Below are 15152 nucleotides of genomic sequence, written 5' to 3'. Positions count from 1 at the left end.
AATCACCATAATCTAATATATTTAAGGAGAGGAGCATTAATTATTGGCCTATCTCCGTATTTCTTATATAATATTTCGTCAACACCATATTTCCTTCCAGCTCCAGCTATCATTATGGATACTGCACCTGCTAATAATAAAGATAGAATCTGCCATTCATCTTCACACGTAGACCCTAACCACGCTGCAGGTGCTAGAGATAGCGCCATTCCTCCTGCGATGAAGCCGAAGAATCTAGAGAGTACACCAATTATTAACGCTAAGCCAACTATTATTTCAAACGCGCTAAATATAGCTAAGAATGTAGCTCCGAAAGATGGATCCGAAAGGAATGATAGTAAAGCTCCCTTAAAAATTCCTGCATGTGGAAGGAACGTTACTACCTTGTTTAGCACGAAAGAGGGAGAATTAGGATCGAGTTTTGCTGGCTTTAGCACTGCCTTTCTTAGTCCTCCGTCTAGCCACATCCATCCAACTGCGAAACGGAGAGGAAGATAAGAGATTGTTTTTACATTCTCTAGATCTTCCTTCTCTTCACTCTTTCCACTCACTTAAACCACTAAATATCATTCATCTATACTAAGTTAAAAAAGTTAATCAAAATTTTACTTATTATTCTAGATCTAAAGAGAATAATAACTTCAAAATGCATATAATAAATATTTTTAAGAATTTTAAACTTCTTAGGAAGTCCAAGAAAAACCCAGTTAATAGAAAAACAATTTTAGACCAAAAAGAGAACATAGCACATGGGCTCTCTAGATGAAAAATTATGGGAAATCTTAAACAATATGATACCATTATTCCAAGACGACATAGATACTTTTCTGGTAAAAGAAGGTTACCTTACGGAGGAAGATGTTAAAAAATGGAATGATATTGTAAAATTAATAAAGGAAGCATATAAAAAGTCATTTTCTTCTCCAAACGAATGCTTAGAAAAAGTGAAGAATGCAACAGAGCTACTTTCTTCCATTTCCACAAAAAAACCTCTACCGCCAGAGATGAAAACCAGACTAGAGGAGATAAAGGGGTATCTCTATTCTTTACTTCCGCAGGAAGCTAATTCCTCTGCTTAAAATTTTTTAATTTGTAGCATCTAAATCATTGATTCTTTAAAAATAAATTTAAGAGAAATTAGAAAGAAGGAGATTTCCCTTTAAGCTAATTTTAATATTTTATAAGGTATGTGCTTAAAAGCTTTGATGAAAAGAAAGCCCTTAATTTAGGATAGTTTTAAAAATAGACTAAAGAGAAAAGCTTATAGGGACTTACATGACCCTCGCTAAATCTGTTTTATCTTTCAAGGAAAATTATGGTCAAGCTATGGCAGTAACAGCACCTCTTGGTAGCGTTGTATCCACCTCAACCGCTGCGATAGTTTATGCCGGTACCTCGGTTGTTTTCACTACCCTTTTATCATTACTTGCAAGTGCGCTTTGGATATACACGTTGACTAGATATAGCAGAAAGATTGCAAGTGCAGGAGGATTTTACACATATAGCTTTAGCGCATGGAGAAGTAAGAAGTTATCCTTCGCAGAGGCTTTGACTGAATTATTCGCTTACTCAATGCTAAACGGAGTCAATGCGATTACAAATTATTTACTTGTTGATATTGCCTTTTCGATAGAAGGACGTTCAATGCCTTTATGGATAGGAATAGTAGTCATAATCGGGTCCGTTTTATATCCTACCCTAATTTCACTAACTCATATAAAGAAATTGATGTCTTACGTAGTAACCATGAGCGCAACTGCTGAAGCCGTGCTATTAATAGTATTATTCATTATATCCCTACATAATGGTTTTCATTTCAATTATATGATTCCCAGCAAAAATCTGAGCATGGGAGATATAGCCACAGCGTTTGTATTGACTACGGTTAGCATTTCTGGAGCTGGTGCAGCAACGTATCTTGGAGAAGAAACAAAAGACCCAACTAAGAATGTAGCTAAAGGAATGTGGCTGGCGTTGATAATAGGCGGTATTTCGATGTTCCTTGGAACCTACGCTTTAGTTGCACTTTGGAATGGTTCCTTATCAACACTTTCCAATTCTCCTCAACCTTTACTCTATGAAACTGTAACCTACGGCTCAATTACGATGTTTATAGCATTAGTTATGTCAATGAACAGTTTACTAAGTTCGAACATAGGAACAACTATAGGTGCAGCGAGGGTCTTGTACAACTTAGCGAGAGAAAAAGCTGCACCTAAGTTTTTCTTGAAGACAAACAAGGAAGGAGAGCCATTACTTGCCACAATCACTGTGGCTTCCATCACTGCTATCGTGACTGTGGTAAGCATTTTCACTTTAGGAATAGCCTTGGCATTTACTGAAGTTAGCTCAGTTACCGGTATTCTTTGGCTTTTAGGAAGGGTATTCGACGGAGTGGGAGTTCCAGTATTTTATTGGAGAATAAGGGAACTAAACGTCTCATCAATCATAGTTCCTTTGGTAGCAACAAGCATAAATGTATGGGGTGACTTCACATCAATAATTTCCATGGATGTAAATCAGGCTATCATCTTAACTTCGATAGCTATAATTACGGTGATTTGGTACCTGAAGAAGGCAAGATTCGGTACTCCAGGCAGATTAGTAGTTGACGAAAAGAACGAAGTTATAGATGTGGAGGAATACTTAAAGAAAAAGGTAAGCGCTACCTAAATTATTAACTTCTTTTAGAATTAGAATTCATTTTATTATATAGTCCCATATAATTAATGATATAATGAAGCCAATCAGAGTTCCGGCAAATAATTGAGAAACTGTATGTTTTCTTAATTCGTATCTTGAAATGACTACAAGAAATCCAAAAGGTATCGAGAAAAGAATAGGAAAACCAATCGTTAAATAACCATAAGTTATGAATCCACTGATGGCAGTAGCGTGGATACTTATTTTCCATTTCAAAGATATCAATCCATCTATGAAGGTTACCAGCGAAGTGGTAAGCAGGGCAATAGCACTTATAATATATCTAAAGATAATAAGAGATACCATAAAATATAATATTGATGATATAAAAAGCACCTTAGGTCTAACCTCTCTCAAGTCAGAATTTTTACCTCTATATAGAAAATATGGGAACACAGATCCACTAATGACAACCAAGGGCAAGAGCAAGAATGCAGTAAAGGCGCCGTAGTAGTATGAACTAATAACAAAGAACCATATCGGAAGCTGAATCAATGGATGACCTATCAGGGATAGAAATTTCCAGACCTTCTTCATTAGGGCATTATTCGAATCTAAGAAGTAAAATTTTTTATTTCATTACAAATAGCATACCGTAGTGATAAGGACCTACTTCAAATTTTTCTTTTAAATTGAAATCTGGAAAGCTATTAACGTAGTCCTGCTCGCTCATCCTTATATTATAAGGAGGACCTTTTTCTATTTTCTTATCTTTCTTCCAATCTATAATTAGGATTTTACCTCCATTTTTTAAAGCCCTAAGTAAAGCCTTGTAAATTTCATTTCGATTTTCCATGTCATGAAAGGAATTTGCCATTAAAACTATGTCTATTCCAGACTTCGGCAACGAGTTTACATCTGACAGAAACTCCACGTTTTTACTTGTGCAATTTTTTCTAGCATAGATTAACATTATCTCGTTCTTATCAACACAATAAACCTTAGATGCAAGTTTAGCTAATCTTATACAATAAAATCCAGGACCACAACCGATGTCAGCTACAATATCAGAACTCTTTATAAATCGAGGAAGAAATGTGTCAGGATTCTCGTATTCAACTCTCTTATCATTCATTAGAAAATTAATCATCTTTTCAAACTTATGCTCCATAGATATATTAGGTACCTAAAGTTTTTAACCTTTTTCCCAAGATGTACTTATATAAAAAATTTTATCAGTAATAATTCATGTAATATTCTTAATAATAATGCTAAATTATTATATAACTTTTTAGTATTAAAAATATTAACTAAATTATACTTTGCAAGAGGTGACATGTTCAATATTATTTTTAAAAAAGGACTTTTGTGAAACTCGCTGATAAGCCACTAAAAGTCCCTCATAAGAAGTAAGATTACAGCTAACCTAGAGAGAAACCTATCACCTAATGGATGCGTTTTCCAAAGCAATAACAAAGAAAGAAAAAATCTGTAATTCCTCCTAATAAAACTTCTAAAACCTACTTATTTATAACATGAGATGAAACTTCAAAAAATCCACTTAAATGCCTTTTAAGCCAATTATCACAAGAAATGATATCAACACAGCAGTTCTAGGAAAAGCTAGACTTTAAATAAAGGACAAGAAAAACATCAAGAGATAATTCGAAAGGAATTATAAACATGAGAAAATAAAGGTTGATTATGAAAAGATTAGGCTATATTGCTGCAATAGTTCTCTCATTGCTATTTTTTGCGGTTTTAGTACTTCCTACGATTCTTCCTAACGAGATGTTCCATTTTATTAAAGTAAGCAATACAGGATATAGTAAAAAAGTGACTGTTTATTTAATAAGCTGGTACGGATGCCCTTATGGGGCTTCTTTGTCATGGCCCCTTTACGACGCTCTTTCTCATTTTGGTAACATAAGTGCAGCAAGTCATTATTCTATATATGAGAGCGACGTCGGCGGATATGTTCCTGGTCTTATTTTTTTAAACTTCAGGCCAAATTCTAGCCTATCTTTCCATGTCATATATTTATACAATCAATATCTCAATGCCTCACCAAATGGAACTTACATGGCTAACTTGGTCAGTGGAGGATTAAACGAGCTTAAAGTAGAAGCTCCTAAGTGGATCTATACGCTAGTAGATAAGTATGATGTCAACGATAGAAACATCTTTACTGGTTTGTCACTTTCATCTCCAGCTTACTTGGGAAACCCTCCTCATATACCAACTACGCTCATAATTACTGGTCCTAACGGGACGTGGATTCTAATTGGGTATCTAAATCAATTAAATCCATCTTCTTTATCTGTACAGACTAAAGGACCAATAAATGAAGAGCAACTATTGGCAAATCCAACTGTGATCAAAACCTCTAATACAATTATAACTATAATAGATGCTTCTGGATATAATTAAAAACAAAAATCTTTGAATGAAAATTTATCTAAATCTTAGCTTGGACTAATTTGGCTTATGTTGACGAAGAGATCTTTCTGTCCCTTATGATAAACCAAGTTCCTAGAGAGACTGCACCGATCCTACATTCGCTATCTACAAATTCTGCGTATACTACAACCGTAGTCTTTCCCTTTCTTATCACCTTAGCGTGACACTTGAAAGGACCCTTGAACATTGGCTCTAGAAAGTTCACCTTTAATTCCTGTGTGACTTGATCTATTCCATCATTTACAGAGCTAACTGCTAAACCACAAGTAAAGTCTATCGCAGTGGATATTATGCCTCCGTTCATAACACCTCCCCTTCTAGTAAGTTCTGGCTTAAATGGAATTTCTACTTCACATTCGCCTTGATCTAGACGAAGTACACGTGCACCTAAAAGACCTGAAATATTACTTTCCTTATTTGGAACATCCGAAAGCAAATCTAGATGCCAATTTAGAAATAAAAAACATTTTAAAAAAGTTATGGTGGCTTAACATCTACTGCTGCTACTGGACACACGTTCACACAAGCCATGCAGAATATGCAAGCTTGTTCGTTTATCGGATCTGCTTTTTTCTCTGAGGCCGGATGACCGGGTGTGTCTAACCATTGAAACACGTTAACTGGACACGCGTTTATGCATGAGCCGTCTGCTATACATAAGTCGAAGTCTACGCCAACTATAGCTCCATGTATTCCAAGTACCTTAGGATTCTCAACAGGGCCATAAACCTTGTGCCCTTCGTGCGTTCCTACCTCAGGTCTACTGGTCCTGTAGTTCGGATCTATGCCCATTTTTCCACCAACTAAAGTCTCTTTCCTTCGCTTAATAATCTAGCCCCTAAATTGTTCGGGATTTAAATATACATATAAAGTTTTTTTATCAGCTAGAGTTAATCAATATTAAGAAGTAATATATATTTTGAATTAAAGAAATTTCATAATGTTGTCAATAGATTAACGCAAGAAATCCTCCACTTATAATTAACGAGACTACAACCCAATAAACTATCATTCCCTTCTTACTTGAAGCGTAATTTCTCATTATTTTCCTATTTGAAATTATTAAGCCCATTAGAATTATGGGAAAGACAAGAGCAAGTACCTCAAATACCATTAAGTTTAAGATCAAATTAATTAAAGACTGCGATATTAAGGGAAGTATAGCTGCTGGAATGGATTCTGCCAAATAGACCTTGAACCAATTTCGTCTTCCTATGCCAAGAGCTTCTGTTACTCCCCAAGCACTACCTAAGGATATTATAACTAAAGCTATGAAGCCTGAGAGAACCAATGCAAGACCAAAAATTAAAGGGGAATAAGGTCCTGCTAAGGAAGAAAGAGACCTTGCTATTAACACAGTATTTTGAAAGTTAGCAGAGTTAAGTCCTGTTGAAGCTACCTCTATTGCGACCATCAGAGATTCTGAAACCAATGCTCCTATAAGGGTCTCTACCCTCATGAGTTTGAGACTTTTGATCCTTTTCTCCGCTGTTGCTGAAGCTTGATAAAACAACATAAAAGGCATTACTACCGCTCCTATGTTAGCAGCAGCCAGGAAGATAAAGCTCCTAGACGTAGAAAACAGAAATGGAGAAGAGTAAGGATCATAACCCCTAAACGCAGCTGCCATAACGTAAATTAATATCATGAAAATGGAACCTATTATAAGGTACTTCTCTACCCTCATATATTGTCTTTTATAAACAAGCAACAGATGCAAAAAGTAAGCTGTAGGCACTGAGACTAATGGTGATATACCTACAAATTCCATGCCTACAGCTATTCCAGTATATTCTGCCGCATAGCTAACGAAATCAATTATCGCCATAGGAAAAGCTGCAATCGAAGCTACTTTCTTTCCCATGTTCTCTCTCAATATTTCAGCTAGTCCCTTTCCGGTGGCTATACCTATTCTTCCTGATACTTCTTGAACTAAATAAAGGGGAACACTGAGAAGAAGCACAAACCAAATTAAACCATAACCGTACTGAACTCCGTTCTGGGCTGCAGTTATAAGGCTAGCAGCATCCATGTTAGCTATCATCACTAGCCACGCCGGACCCCATTCCCTGAAAACCCCTTTAATACTCACATTTTCATTTAACGTTCATAATTATTAAACTTTACGATGAGGCGTAAAAGTTAGAAAAGTATAGAAATAATCAATAAAAAAGAAAAAGAAAAATTGCATAAGTTTAAAGTCCAGCTTGATTGATGTAAAGTATGATAAATTTTGACGAGCAAATAAGGAGAGCTTTGTCCGATGCTGGTTATAATAGTCTTACCCAAGTGCAGGAGAGAGCTATTCCATTATTGCTTCAAACCAAAAGCGTAATAGTTCAAGCTAAAACTGGATCTGGAAAGACTGCATCGTATGTGCTTCCTCTTCTTCAGTTAGGTTACCCTTCATTAGTTATTACTCCAACTAGAGAACTTGCAGGTCAAGTTTCTGATGAATTTAAGAAATTAGGAAAATATAAGGGAATAAATGTTGCTACAATTATAGGAGGAGTCGGGTACACTTCACAGTTAAATGAATTGAGGAGTGCTAAGATTGTAGTTGGAACTCCTGGAAGGTTACTGGATTTGTGGAGCAAGGATAAACTTGATTTCTCACAATTTCAGGCTGCTGTAGTTGATGAAGTAGATAGAATGTTTGATATGGGATTCGTAGATGACGTCAGAATGATTCTTAAGCATACGACTCCCAAGGTTTTCGGTTTCTTCTCTGCTACGGTTCCTCCAGAAGTAGAAAGTTTAGCTAGAGAATTTTCTAGATGTGCTGAATTAATAAAGCTGGATGAATACAAACCAGTAGAAGAGGTAGAACAAAGGTTCGTTGAAACTAGAAATGACTGGACAGATAAGGTATCTAAGTTAAGAGAATTATTAAATTCAAATAGAGGAAAAATAATAGTTTTTACGAGAACAAAAGAGAGAGCAAAGATGCTATACAATTCTCTTTGGGATTTAGGATATAGAGCCTCAGTAATGTACGGAGATCTGCCTCAAGCTAAGAGAGAACAGAACCTGAGACTTTTCAGGGAGGGAAAGAGAAACGTTTTAGTTTCTACAGACCTAGCTTCACGTGGAATAGACGTCATAGACGTAGATTTGGTGGTTAATTTCGACGCCCCTAGAGACGTAGAAACTTACATACACAGAGTCGGTAGAACGGGCAGGATGGGACGTAACGGTGTTGCAATTACTCTCTATACTACAAGGGAAAGAGAAATAGTAAACAGGATGAAAAATCTATCGAAAAAACTAGAAAGTAAAGAAACAGCTAACTCCTAATCAAGATAGCATATTCTAGTTTTCTCCTTAGAAATAATTTTCTTACAAACCATTCTCCTTATATTAATAAACTGGAAAAGCTTCTTTTTAACTGCAGTGTCAATAAACATTGAAGTATAACTAGTAACCATAAACCAAACTCCCTGCCTTAGTTGTACTGTGATCAATCTTGGAGTAAGCTCAACTAGAGCATCTACTATTCTATCAACGTTGTATCCCGTGCCAACTACACGAATTTCTTTCATCGCAAAATCTCCTGAAATACCGTCAATATCGATTCCGTCAACGTAGAGGGTAATTACTGAACCTAACTTGAGAACTGAAGCAAATTCCTTTTGGTTGACTTCAATTCTATATTTAGAAACGTAAGATAGCCATCTATCAAGTTTCCTTCCTCTGAGTTTAGATCTCAACGCTCCTTGAAGACTCATTGACATAATCATATCAGTCATGTTCAACGTTACGTAATCTGGATCCCTAAATAAAAGAGAACCATTACACTTAGTCTCGCTTACTATATCTCCACAAATGTAAGTATATTCCTTAAGTGGAGGCATTAGAAGATCCTCCGATTCCTCTACTCTCAACTCCATAATAGAAAAATGCTTAACGGTATATATATTAGAATACTTTTTGTAAAATTGCTTCTACATTAGTCATAAGGTAATTTATGCTACAAATAGCTTCTTTTAATTTATTTCTATATCCTTATTAAATAGCCAAGTCATTTTAAGTTACATCACAATTCAGTACTCGGCAAATACATCACTATTTCAGCTTGATTGATTTCAAGGTATAAATTAATAAGAATTTTTTACTTTCAGGACTATCATTTGATAGATGCTAAAACTAGGATGAGTTTTTTATTATTTAGAAATACTCTATAACACGATGGCAAAGAGAAAAGCTGATAGGAAAACAAAGACTAAGAGACAAGATAGCAAGCTAATTTACATTCCATTCATAGTATTGGGAGTACTCATAGTTGCTTTAGTTGGCTTCACTTCCTATAGCCATCCAGTTTTCTCGCCTGCAAGTTATATATCAAGCTCTCCTGCTCCTTTTAAATTCTTTAAAGTAAATAATCAAAATTATGCTGGGAATAGCACAGTACAGATTTATTTCATAAGTTGGTATGGATGCCCATATGGAGCTACGGATTCATGGGCTTTATATAAAGTACTAACTCAATATGGCACCGTTAATGCTACACCAGGACACTCATTAAGCGAGCCTAACATACCCTTTATTCCAGCACTATGGTTTGAAGGATATCAACCAAAGCCAAATTCAAATGTGGACTTCCATTTTCTTTATATCTATAATGAAAATTTGACTGCAACACCAACTGGTGTTCCTGTTAACCCTACTAACGGCAGTGCGGTAACAATAGGTTTACAAGAAATAAAGGATAATCTTAGTTTCGCTCCTTGGATATATAACTTAGTTAAGGAATATGAGGTAGATACTCCTATAGTTACTACAAGTTCTGGTCTAAACGATTCTATAGCATACTCTACTCCGGCACCTCATATAGCTACACTAATAATAATAACAGGACCAGGAGGAACTTACATGGAAATAGGTTTCGTATCACCAATGAACCCAGATGTAATAGGACAATCATCTGCTACTGCAGCGCAACAATACGCCGAGCAGTTATACTCTCAACTAAAATCTAACGATATTACAAATGGCAGTGTAAAAACAATGATAGACCAAGGAAGCCAAGTAATTAATTACGTTATTTCACAAGTTCAATGATCTTATATCTTTCCTTATCTTCGACTACCCTCATGGGTCCTATGTACTGAGAGAGACATTCTTCCTTACATTTTTCCATGCTAGGAACTCCTTTATCAAATAAAAGAACTAATGTAGAGAATTTCCCTATAGAATTCATAATTAAGTTCCCTGCGCTTTCGGTGTTCCATATTGCGGGTAAAGCTTCAAGCTCATGGTACATGGACTTCCTGTAAAATTCTGAGTCGATCCATCTTTCCTTAATTGATTCACCATGTCCATACTTGTTCTGGCCCACAAACAATGGAACTACCAAAACGTCCGCATTTTCAATTTGATTTCTAGCATTTTTCTCTACTCTCTTTCTAATTTTATCCATCAATATTCCCATAAAGTACATTCCAAGCTCCTCATCATAGCTGTTATCCTTGTCGTACTTGGAATGAAACTGTGAATTCGCCCATGAATAGGATTCTATTATTTCTTTTTTGTATTGATAAATGTTATCTAAGAATGGGAAATCCGTAACTGAAGAGAGAGCTGGAGATAATATAAATACATTTTTGCCCTTTAACTCAGGTAGTTGGAAATAACTATGCGTTATTAGCGGATCAGCACCTATTCCTGCAATGTAACCATAATGCTCATCTGTAAAAGAATAATAAGAAATTCTATATTGATTCAGGATCTGAGAGTTAGGATACCAACTCTTAAATTGAGATATTCCTTCTTTAGATGATTCGTTAATTGCCTCCTCTATTCTAGAATATGCTTCCCTAGTACTATTGAATTCACCATCTAACTCTCCATAAGGCACGAAAATAGGCTCTCCCCACTTCGGAATAGCATAACGTAGACCGTAAGCTTTAGCAACGTCAGAGATTGAACAGTCTATTATAGTTTTTATCGCAATCTTCATGTTTTTATCCAAAGAATCTATATGGTATATTGCCTTCTTACTACGTTTAAAGAGAAAGCTCATGACATAAATCTATCTTCATCACAAAAAAAGTTACCTAAATTGAACTTAAAATACGGAGGGTTCAGTTATAAGTAGCCTTCATCAAAAGTCAGTTTCTGGCGGCTTCCTCATCAAAATCTTTAAGCTCCAAACAGATTTAAGCTCATCTATGTTATCACTAAATTATATTGATTCTAAATTAGAAGTAACTACCAATTAGAGTTAAATTTAAATTAGAGCTTGAGTACTTGAATATAGGAGAAAAAATGTCTACACAAATTGATAGAATACCTTTAATAGGAGAGGAATTTCCTCGTCTAGAAGTAGAAACCACACAGGGAAAGAAAGTTCTTCCTGACGACTACAAAGGAAAGTGGTTCCTTCTTTTTTCTCATCCAGGAGATTTTACTCCAGTATGTACAACTGAGTTCATTGCCTTCGCAAAAAGGTCTGACGATTTCAAGAAACTAGGTGTAGAGCTAATAGGATTGAGCGTAGATAGCACAATAAGCCACATAGAATGGATAAAATGGATAAAGGACAAGGTCGGAGTTGAAGTTCCATTCCCCGTGATTGCGGATCCAATGGGTCAAGTCTCTAAAAAACTCGGCATGATACATGCACAGTCTGCTACTTCCACGGTAAGGGCGGTATTTCTGGTTGATGATAAATCTAAGGTTAGACTCATCATGTACTATCCATTAGAATTGGGTAGAAACATAGATGAATTACTAAGAGCGATAAAAGGGCTTCAGATGGTAGATAAATACAAGGTTGCAATTCCTGCGAACTGGCCAAATAATGAGGTCATAGGAGATAATTTCCTGGTTCCTCCACCTAGAAACATTGCAGATATAGGAAAAAGATTACAGGAATACAAGGGATTAGATTGGTGGTTTACCTTTAAGGAGTCTCCAAAGGAGGATTCGGAGGAAGCAAGAAAGTACCTAGAAAGAGTAGCGAAGGCAGTTCCCAAAGGTCAGTAATTTTTATAAGGTAAAACTAATATAAGAAAACAATTTATCCTTTCCTAACAGATCACTTATTAATGTCTAACGAATTGTGCATCGAAGTTTCAAACGTTACAAAGAGTTACGGGAACATAAACGCTCTTAATGGTTTAACGTTTTCTATCGCTTGCGGTGGAAAGTTCGCTTTGCTTGGACCTAACGGTGCCGGGAAATCCACCACCCTTAAACTTCTCATGGGATTTCTTAAGCCAGATAGAGGGTCAGTTAGAATTAAAGGATTACCTCCTTGTTCTGTAGAGGTAAGGAAAATTACCGGCTATCTCCCAGAGAACGCACAACCATATCGAACCATGACAGTTCGCGACAATCTGCAGTACATTGCAGCTCTCAGAGGGGTTGATATGAACCAAGTATATGAGATTGTAGACTTGTTGGACCTTCGCAAATATTGGAATTACAAGGCTTCTCAACTCTCTCAAGGAAATCTGCAAAAGCTTTCAATAGCGTTGGCAATAATGCATAAACCAAGTATATTACTTATGGACGAACCTCTAAATTATCTAGATATACCAACGCAAGAATCTGTAATTTCAATTCTATCTAAAATATCATCCACTATGTTAGTTTCAACTCATATAATGAGTGTAGCAGGAAGACTTACTGATAACGTAATAATGATAAACAAAGGACAAGTAGTATGGATGGGCACATTTGAAGACATAAAAAGAATGGGAACTGAGGATGAACCTATCGAAAGCATAGTAGCAAAGCTAATGAGGGGTTAATTAATTGGGTTTAATTGAGAATGCTAGGAGATTAAAGGAAGTCGGAGAGGCTTATGAGGAAACGCTAAACCAACTTCTGAATGATTTAACCCAAGTTATTTCAGGAGAGTGTTCAGCCCTAGAAATGGAGGATTCCTTGTTTCCCGTATATGCTCCTTCAGCAACAAAGAAGGGAGGGATATTGGCGTTCCCATTTAAATGCATGGGAAAGAGAGGCTATCTTATAATCAACGAGGAGGGAATATTCTTCGAGGATCTAGATGGTAACGTAAACAAGATAAGAAGTTTAGATGAAAAAGCTTAGTAATGTCTGTTTATATCATATGTTGTGTTACCCTTTGGACAGGATAAGAAAAAAGAGGAACTATTCACCTTAGCTCTGCCTCTGATATCCTGGTGGATTCCTATTATGGGACCTGCAATTACTGGATTTCTAATAGGATTGAATTTAGATCGAAAAGAAGCAATGAAGTTCAGTGTTATTGATTCAATGATAGGTTCTGGTTTAACTACTTTAGTTTACTATCTGCTGAGGAGCATAATTAGCTATCCTGCATTTGTAGTGATCATAGTTCTCAACATTTTGGGTTCAGTTCTATGCATAACGGTATCTCTATTTATCAGTAAAAACATGACTAGAACAATAGTAACTAACAATAGACTTGAAGCAGATTTTTATGTTAATAACGTCAATGAAGTTGAAGAAAAACTAAAAAACTATATAGATCCTGCCCAATGTAGTCCACCAAAATACGGTCTCTCAGAAAACAAAATTGAAGTTATTAGAAGATGTGGAAATATGAACCTATCGTACGAGATTACAGAAGAAGGTTCTAATTTGTATAAGGTTCACTTAGTGATATCTACGTAAAAAGCTAGATTTCTTATAATTAAAGTAGAAGTAAAAAGAAATTTATTCCTTTAGGAAAGGAGCTATTGCATTCTTAAAACCAAAATAATCGTTAACATGCTCAATTCCTAGTATTGAATTGAGCATAGTTCCCTTGACAAATGATGGATCCATTTTCATCGGCAACTTAGATATTACTACGTTTGAAGCTTCATCTGGATTCCTTTTGAATGCCTCTATTCCTTTTTGATACGCTTCTAGTATCACTTCCTCGTTTCTATTGATATGAACACCACAGCTACCTGGCATTTCTGGTATCAAATCCTCGAATCTTATTCCCTTTCCAAAAGCTGAAGATACAACAGCAGAATCTACTTCTCCAGATTTCAGCAACTTCATAATCTCGCTCTGGTCATTCACATAAACTATCTCGACTTTCTTACCGGATCTGGAAAGATAAGCCCTTAGCAATACGTCAGCTGCGCTACCTTTTCTCCAAACTGCAGTCTTATTACCTATAGATGGGACTATTTGCATCAAACCCTTTACAAGTACCTTATCTATCCTTAGACCTCTCCTTACTAAAGATACCGTTGAATCGAAAACAGCGTCAGCATCTCCCTCTTTACCAAAAGAGATGTTAATTCTCTCGTCGTTTGCAGCTAAAAGAGGGTATACAACAGGACCTGGTGCGGCTATTACGTTTATTTTGTTCATAGATTACTTCTATACCTAGACATTTTTAAGTTTAATCTTTTACCATTTAACTTGTTAGTAACTCATAAGCGTCACGAAAGAACATTCAATATGTTATTCTCTAAGTTTCTTTAAATATTCAATTAAATTTCTTTCAAAATTAGTATCTCTGCCAAGAAACTTAAAGAAACCCTCTTCAGTAATCTTTCCAGAAAGGAATAGGGAAATAGCCGCATAAAGCCTCTCTAAGCTACACGGATAGTCTGAGAGATTTAGGGACTTTAAAACGTTCCTAGCTCTATCGTCTATCGACACTATACATCACTAAATCTGCATTATTGCTTTTCCTATATCTCTTATAGAAATTATTCCTACTACCTTACCTTTATCAGTTACCGGTAAATGTCTAATTCCCTTATCCATCATAGTTTTTGCAGCTTCTTCTATATCTGAAGAAAGGTCTATTCCTATAACCTCCTTTGTCATATAACGCTCTACGTTTGAATTTATGTCACCGTCAGCTGCTGCTCTCGTTACGTCTCTCTCAGTTAAGATACCTATCAGTTTTCCCTTCTCGTCTACTACAGCAAGCGCACTTATATTAAGAAGGGACATGCTCTTTGCGGCTTCAACAAGAGGATCTGAAGGCTTAACTACTATGACTTTTCTACTGATATATCTTTGATCCATAAACTAGTATTTGGCCAAGGGTATATTTAAAGGATTTTTTATAACATACTTGTGTT

General features: G+C 35.9%; 20 protein-coding genes. 10 read left to right on the top strand and 10 right to left on the bottom strand.

What is annotated here, in order from left to right; genetic code table 11:
* Positions 1-2 precede the first annotated feature (2 nt).
* Complete coding sequence (doxD, locus tag RQ359_RS07995; protein WP_338116984.1) at positions 3-551, bottom strand: thiosulfate:quinone oxidoreductase large subunit; 549 nt, start codon at positions 549-551, stop codon at positions 3-5.
* Between the two features lie 198 nt (positions 552-749).
* Between doxD and RQ359_RS07990 the strand changes: the two genes are divergently transcribed.
* The 3 genes from RQ359_RS07990 (at position 750) to RQ359_RS07980 (ending at position 3154) form a co-directional block, all read left to right on the top strand.
* A complete protein-coding gene (locus RQ359_RS07990; protein WP_156016978.1) occupies positions 750-1079 on the top strand; it encodes a hypothetical protein in 330 nt (109 codons plus the stop codon).
* 196 nt (positions 1080-1275) lie between these two features.
* Positions 1276-2673, top strand: coding sequence for an APC family permease (locus tag RQ359_RS07985; RefSeq protein WP_054838393.1), 1398 nt, complete (start codon positions 1276-1278; stop codon positions 2671-2673).
* Between the two features lie 211 nt (positions 2674-2884).
* Entirely contained in the window at positions 2885-3154 is a 270-nt protein-coding gene (locus tag RQ359_RS07980) for a hypothetical protein (protein ID WP_054838394.1), read from the top strand.
* Positions 3155-3274: 120 nt separating this feature from the next.
* Here RQ359_RS07980 and RQ359_RS07975 read toward each other — a convergent pair whose 3' ends face one another.
* On the bottom strand, positions 3275-3814 hold the full coding sequence (locus tag RQ359_RS07975) for a class I SAM-dependent methyltransferase (protein ID WP_240900116.1): 540 nt from the start codon (positions 3812-3814) through the stop codon (positions 3275-3277).
* 533 nt (positions 3815-4347) lie between these two features.
* Here RQ359_RS07975 and RQ359_RS07970 point away from each other — a divergent pair.
* Positions 4348-5073 carry a DUF929 domain-containing protein gene (locus RQ359_RS07970; protein WP_156016980.1) on the top strand — a complete coding sequence of 242 codons (726 nt, stop codon included), beginning with the start codon at positions 4348-4350 and terminating at the stop codon, positions 5071-5073.
* A 55-nt stretch (positions 5074-5128) separates the two neighbouring features.
* Here RQ359_RS07970 and RQ359_RS07965 read toward each other — a convergent pair whose 3' ends face one another.
* The 3 genes from RQ359_RS07965 to RQ359_RS07955 all read right to left on the bottom strand — a co-directional run bounded on the left by RQ359_RS07965 (position 5129) and on the right by RQ359_RS07955 (position 7195).
* Complete coding sequence (locus RQ359_RS07965) at positions 5129-5539, bottom strand: PaaI family thioesterase (RefSeq protein ID WP_054838396.1); 411 nt, start codon at positions 5537-5539, stop codon at positions 5129-5131.
* A 41-nt stretch (positions 5540-5580) separates the two neighbouring features.
* Positions 5581-5895 carry a 4Fe-4S dicluster domain-containing protein gene (locus RQ359_RS07960; RefSeq protein ID WP_054838397.1) on the bottom strand — a complete coding sequence of 105 codons (315 nt, stop codon included), beginning with the start codon at positions 5893-5895 and terminating at the stop codon, positions 5581-5583.
* 154 nt (positions 5896-6049) lie between these two features.
* The gene (locus RQ359_RS07955; RefSeq protein ID WP_054838398.1) at positions 6050-7195 is read right to left on the bottom strand and encodes an NRAMP family divalent metal transporter; all 1146 of its coding nucleotides are present in this window, start codon (positions 7193-7195) and stop codon (positions 6050-6052) included.
* A gap of 131 nt (positions 7196-7326) precedes the next feature.
* On the opposite strand from RQ359_RS07955, the gene RQ359_RS07950 reads away from it, so the two are divergent.
* Complete coding sequence (locus RQ359_RS07950) at positions 7327-8400, top strand: DEAD/DEAH box helicase (protein ID WP_054838399.1); 1074 nt, start codon at positions 7327-7329, stop codon at positions 8398-8400.
* Here the strand turns inward: RQ359_RS07950 and RQ359_RS07945 are convergent.
* The gene (locus tag RQ359_RS07945) at positions 8397-8993 is read right to left on the bottom strand and encodes a hypothetical protein (protein ID WP_156016982.1); all 597 of its coding nucleotides are present in this window, start codon (positions 8991-8993) and stop codon (positions 8397-8399) included. The two genes, RQ359_RS07950 and RQ359_RS07945, sit on opposite strands and share 4 nt — an antisense overlap.
* Positions 8994-9291: 298 nt before the next feature.
* Here RQ359_RS07945 and RQ359_RS07940 point away from each other — a divergent pair, with 298 nt between their 5' ends.
* Positions 9292-10164 (top strand): DUF929 domain-containing protein, encoded by an 873-nt coding sequence (locus RQ359_RS07940; protein ID WP_156016984.1) that lies wholly within the window; start codon positions 9292-9294, stop codon positions 10162-10164.
* Here RQ359_RS07940 and RQ359_RS07935 read toward each other — a convergent pair.
* On the bottom strand, positions 10145-11125 hold the full coding sequence (locus RQ359_RS07935) for a hypothetical protein (RefSeq protein ID WP_156016986.1): 981 nt from the start codon (positions 11123-11125) through the stop codon (positions 10145-10147). The two genes, RQ359_RS07940 and RQ359_RS07935, sit on opposite strands and share 20 nt — an antisense overlap.
* Before the next feature lie 245 nt (positions 11126-11370).
* Here RQ359_RS07935 and RQ359_RS07930 point away from each other — a divergent pair, with 245 nt between their 5' ends.
* The 4 genes from RQ359_RS07930 (at position 11371) to RQ359_RS07915 (ending at position 13731) form a co-directional block, all read left to right on the top strand.
* On the top strand, positions 11371-12090 hold the full coding sequence (locus tag RQ359_RS07930; protein WP_054838403.1) for a peroxiredoxin: 720 nt from the start codon (positions 11371-11373) through the stop codon (positions 12088-12090).
* A gap of 62 nt (positions 12091-12152) precedes the next feature.
* Positions 12153-12860 carry an ABC transporter ATP-binding protein gene (locus RQ359_RS07925; protein WP_054838404.1) on the top strand — a complete coding sequence of 236 codons (708 nt, stop codon included), beginning with the start codon at positions 12153-12155 and terminating at the stop codon, positions 12858-12860.
* A gap of 4 nt (positions 12861-12864) precedes the next feature.
* Positions 12865-13164 (top strand): hypothetical protein, encoded by a 300-nt coding sequence (locus tag RQ359_RS07920; RefSeq protein WP_054838405.1) that lies wholly within the window; start codon positions 12865-12867, stop codon positions 13162-13164.
* A gap of 24 nt (positions 13165-13188) precedes the next feature.
* Positions 13189-13731 (top strand): hypothetical protein, encoded by a 543-nt coding sequence (locus RQ359_RS07915; protein WP_054838406.1) that lies wholly within the window; start codon positions 13189-13191, stop codon positions 13729-13731.
* Between the two features lie 42 nt (positions 13732-13773).
* Here the strand turns inward: RQ359_RS07915 and RQ359_RS07910 are convergent, their stop codons facing one another.
* The 3 genes from RQ359_RS07910 to RQ359_RS07900 form a co-directional block, all read right to left on the bottom strand.
* Positions 13774-14427, bottom strand: a complete 654-nt coding sequence (locus RQ359_RS07910) for a DUF3834 domain-containing protein (RefSeq protein ID WP_156016988.1) — start codon at positions 14425-14427, stop codon at positions 13774-13776.
* Between the two features lie 93 nt (positions 14428-14520).
* The gene (locus RQ359_RS07905; protein WP_054838407.1) at positions 14521-14721 is read right to left on the bottom strand and encodes a hypothetical protein; all 201 of its coding nucleotides are present in this window, start codon (positions 14719-14721) and stop codon (positions 14521-14523) included.
* 9 nt (positions 14722-14730) lie between these two features.
* The gene (locus RQ359_RS07900; protein WP_054838408.1) at positions 14731-15096 is read right to left on the bottom strand and encodes a CBS domain-containing protein; all 366 of its coding nucleotides are present in this window, start codon (positions 15094-15096) and stop codon (positions 14731-14733) included.
* Between the last annotated feature and the right edge of the window lie 56 nt (positions 15097-15152).

It is taken from the genome of Sulfuracidifex metallicus DSM 6482 = JCM 9184, from assembly GCA_032834875.1.
In the GTDB taxonomy this organism is placed as follows: Archaea; Thermoproteota; Thermoprotei_A; order Sulfolobales; family Sulfolobaceae; genus Sulfuracidifex; species Sulfuracidifex metallicus.
Note: the sequence above shows the minus strand (reverse complement) of the source record. Positions and strands in the feature narration are given on the sequence as shown.

Coding starts and splice junctions, on each gene's coding strand:
- RQ359_RS07990 (WP_156016978.1), top strand. CDS start 750: ATGGGCTCTCTAGATGAAAAATTATGGGAAATCTTAAACAATATGATA.
- RQ359_RS07985 (WP_054838393.1), top strand. CDS start 1,276: ATGACCCTCGCTAAATCTGTTTTATCTTTCAAGGAAAATTATGGTCAA.
- RQ359_RS07980 (WP_054838394.1), top strand. CDS start 2,885: ATGGCAGTAGCGTGGATACTTATTTTCCATTTCAAAGATATCAATCCA.
- RQ359_RS07975 (WP_240900116.1), bottom strand. CDS start 3,814: ATGGAGCATAAGTTTGAAAAGATGATTAATTTTCTAATGAATGATAAG.
- RQ359_RS07970 (WP_156016980.1), top strand. CDS start 4,348: ATGAAAAGATTAGGCTATATTGCTGCAATAGTTCTCTCATTGCTATTT.
- RQ359_RS07960 (WP_054838397.1), bottom strand. CDS start 5,895: ATGGGCATAGATCCGAACTACAGGACCAGTAGACCTGAGGTAGGAACG.
- RQ359_RS07950 (WP_054838399.1), top strand. CDS start 7,327: ATGATAAATTTTGACGAGCAAATAAGGAGAGCTTTGTCCGATGCTGGT.
- RQ359_RS07945 (WP_156016982.1), bottom strand. CDS start 8,993: ATGGAGTTGAGAGTAGAGGAATCGGAGGATCTTCTAATGCCTCCACTT.
- RQ359_RS07940 (WP_156016984.1), top strand. CDS start 9,292: ATGGCAAAGAGAAAAGCTGATAGGAAAACAAAGACTAAGAGACAAGAT.
- RQ359_RS07935 (WP_156016986.1), bottom strand. CDS start 11,125: ATGAGCTTTCTCTTTAAACGTAGTAAGAAGGCAATATACCATATAGAT.
- RQ359_RS07930 (WP_054838403.1), top strand. CDS start 11,371: ATGTCTACACAAATTGATAGAATACCTTTAATAGGAGAGGAATTTCCT.
- RQ359_RS07925 (WP_054838404.1), top strand. CDS start 12,153: ATGTCTAACGAATTGTGCATCGAAGTTTCAAACGTTACAAAGAGTTAC.
- RQ359_RS07910 (WP_156016988.1), bottom strand. CDS start 14,427: ATGAACAAAATAAACGTAATAGCCGCACCAGGTCCTGTTGTATACCCT.
- RQ359_RS07900 (WP_054838408.1), bottom strand. CDS start 15,096: ATGGATCAAAGATATATCAGTAGAAAAGTCATAGTAGTTAAGCCTTCA.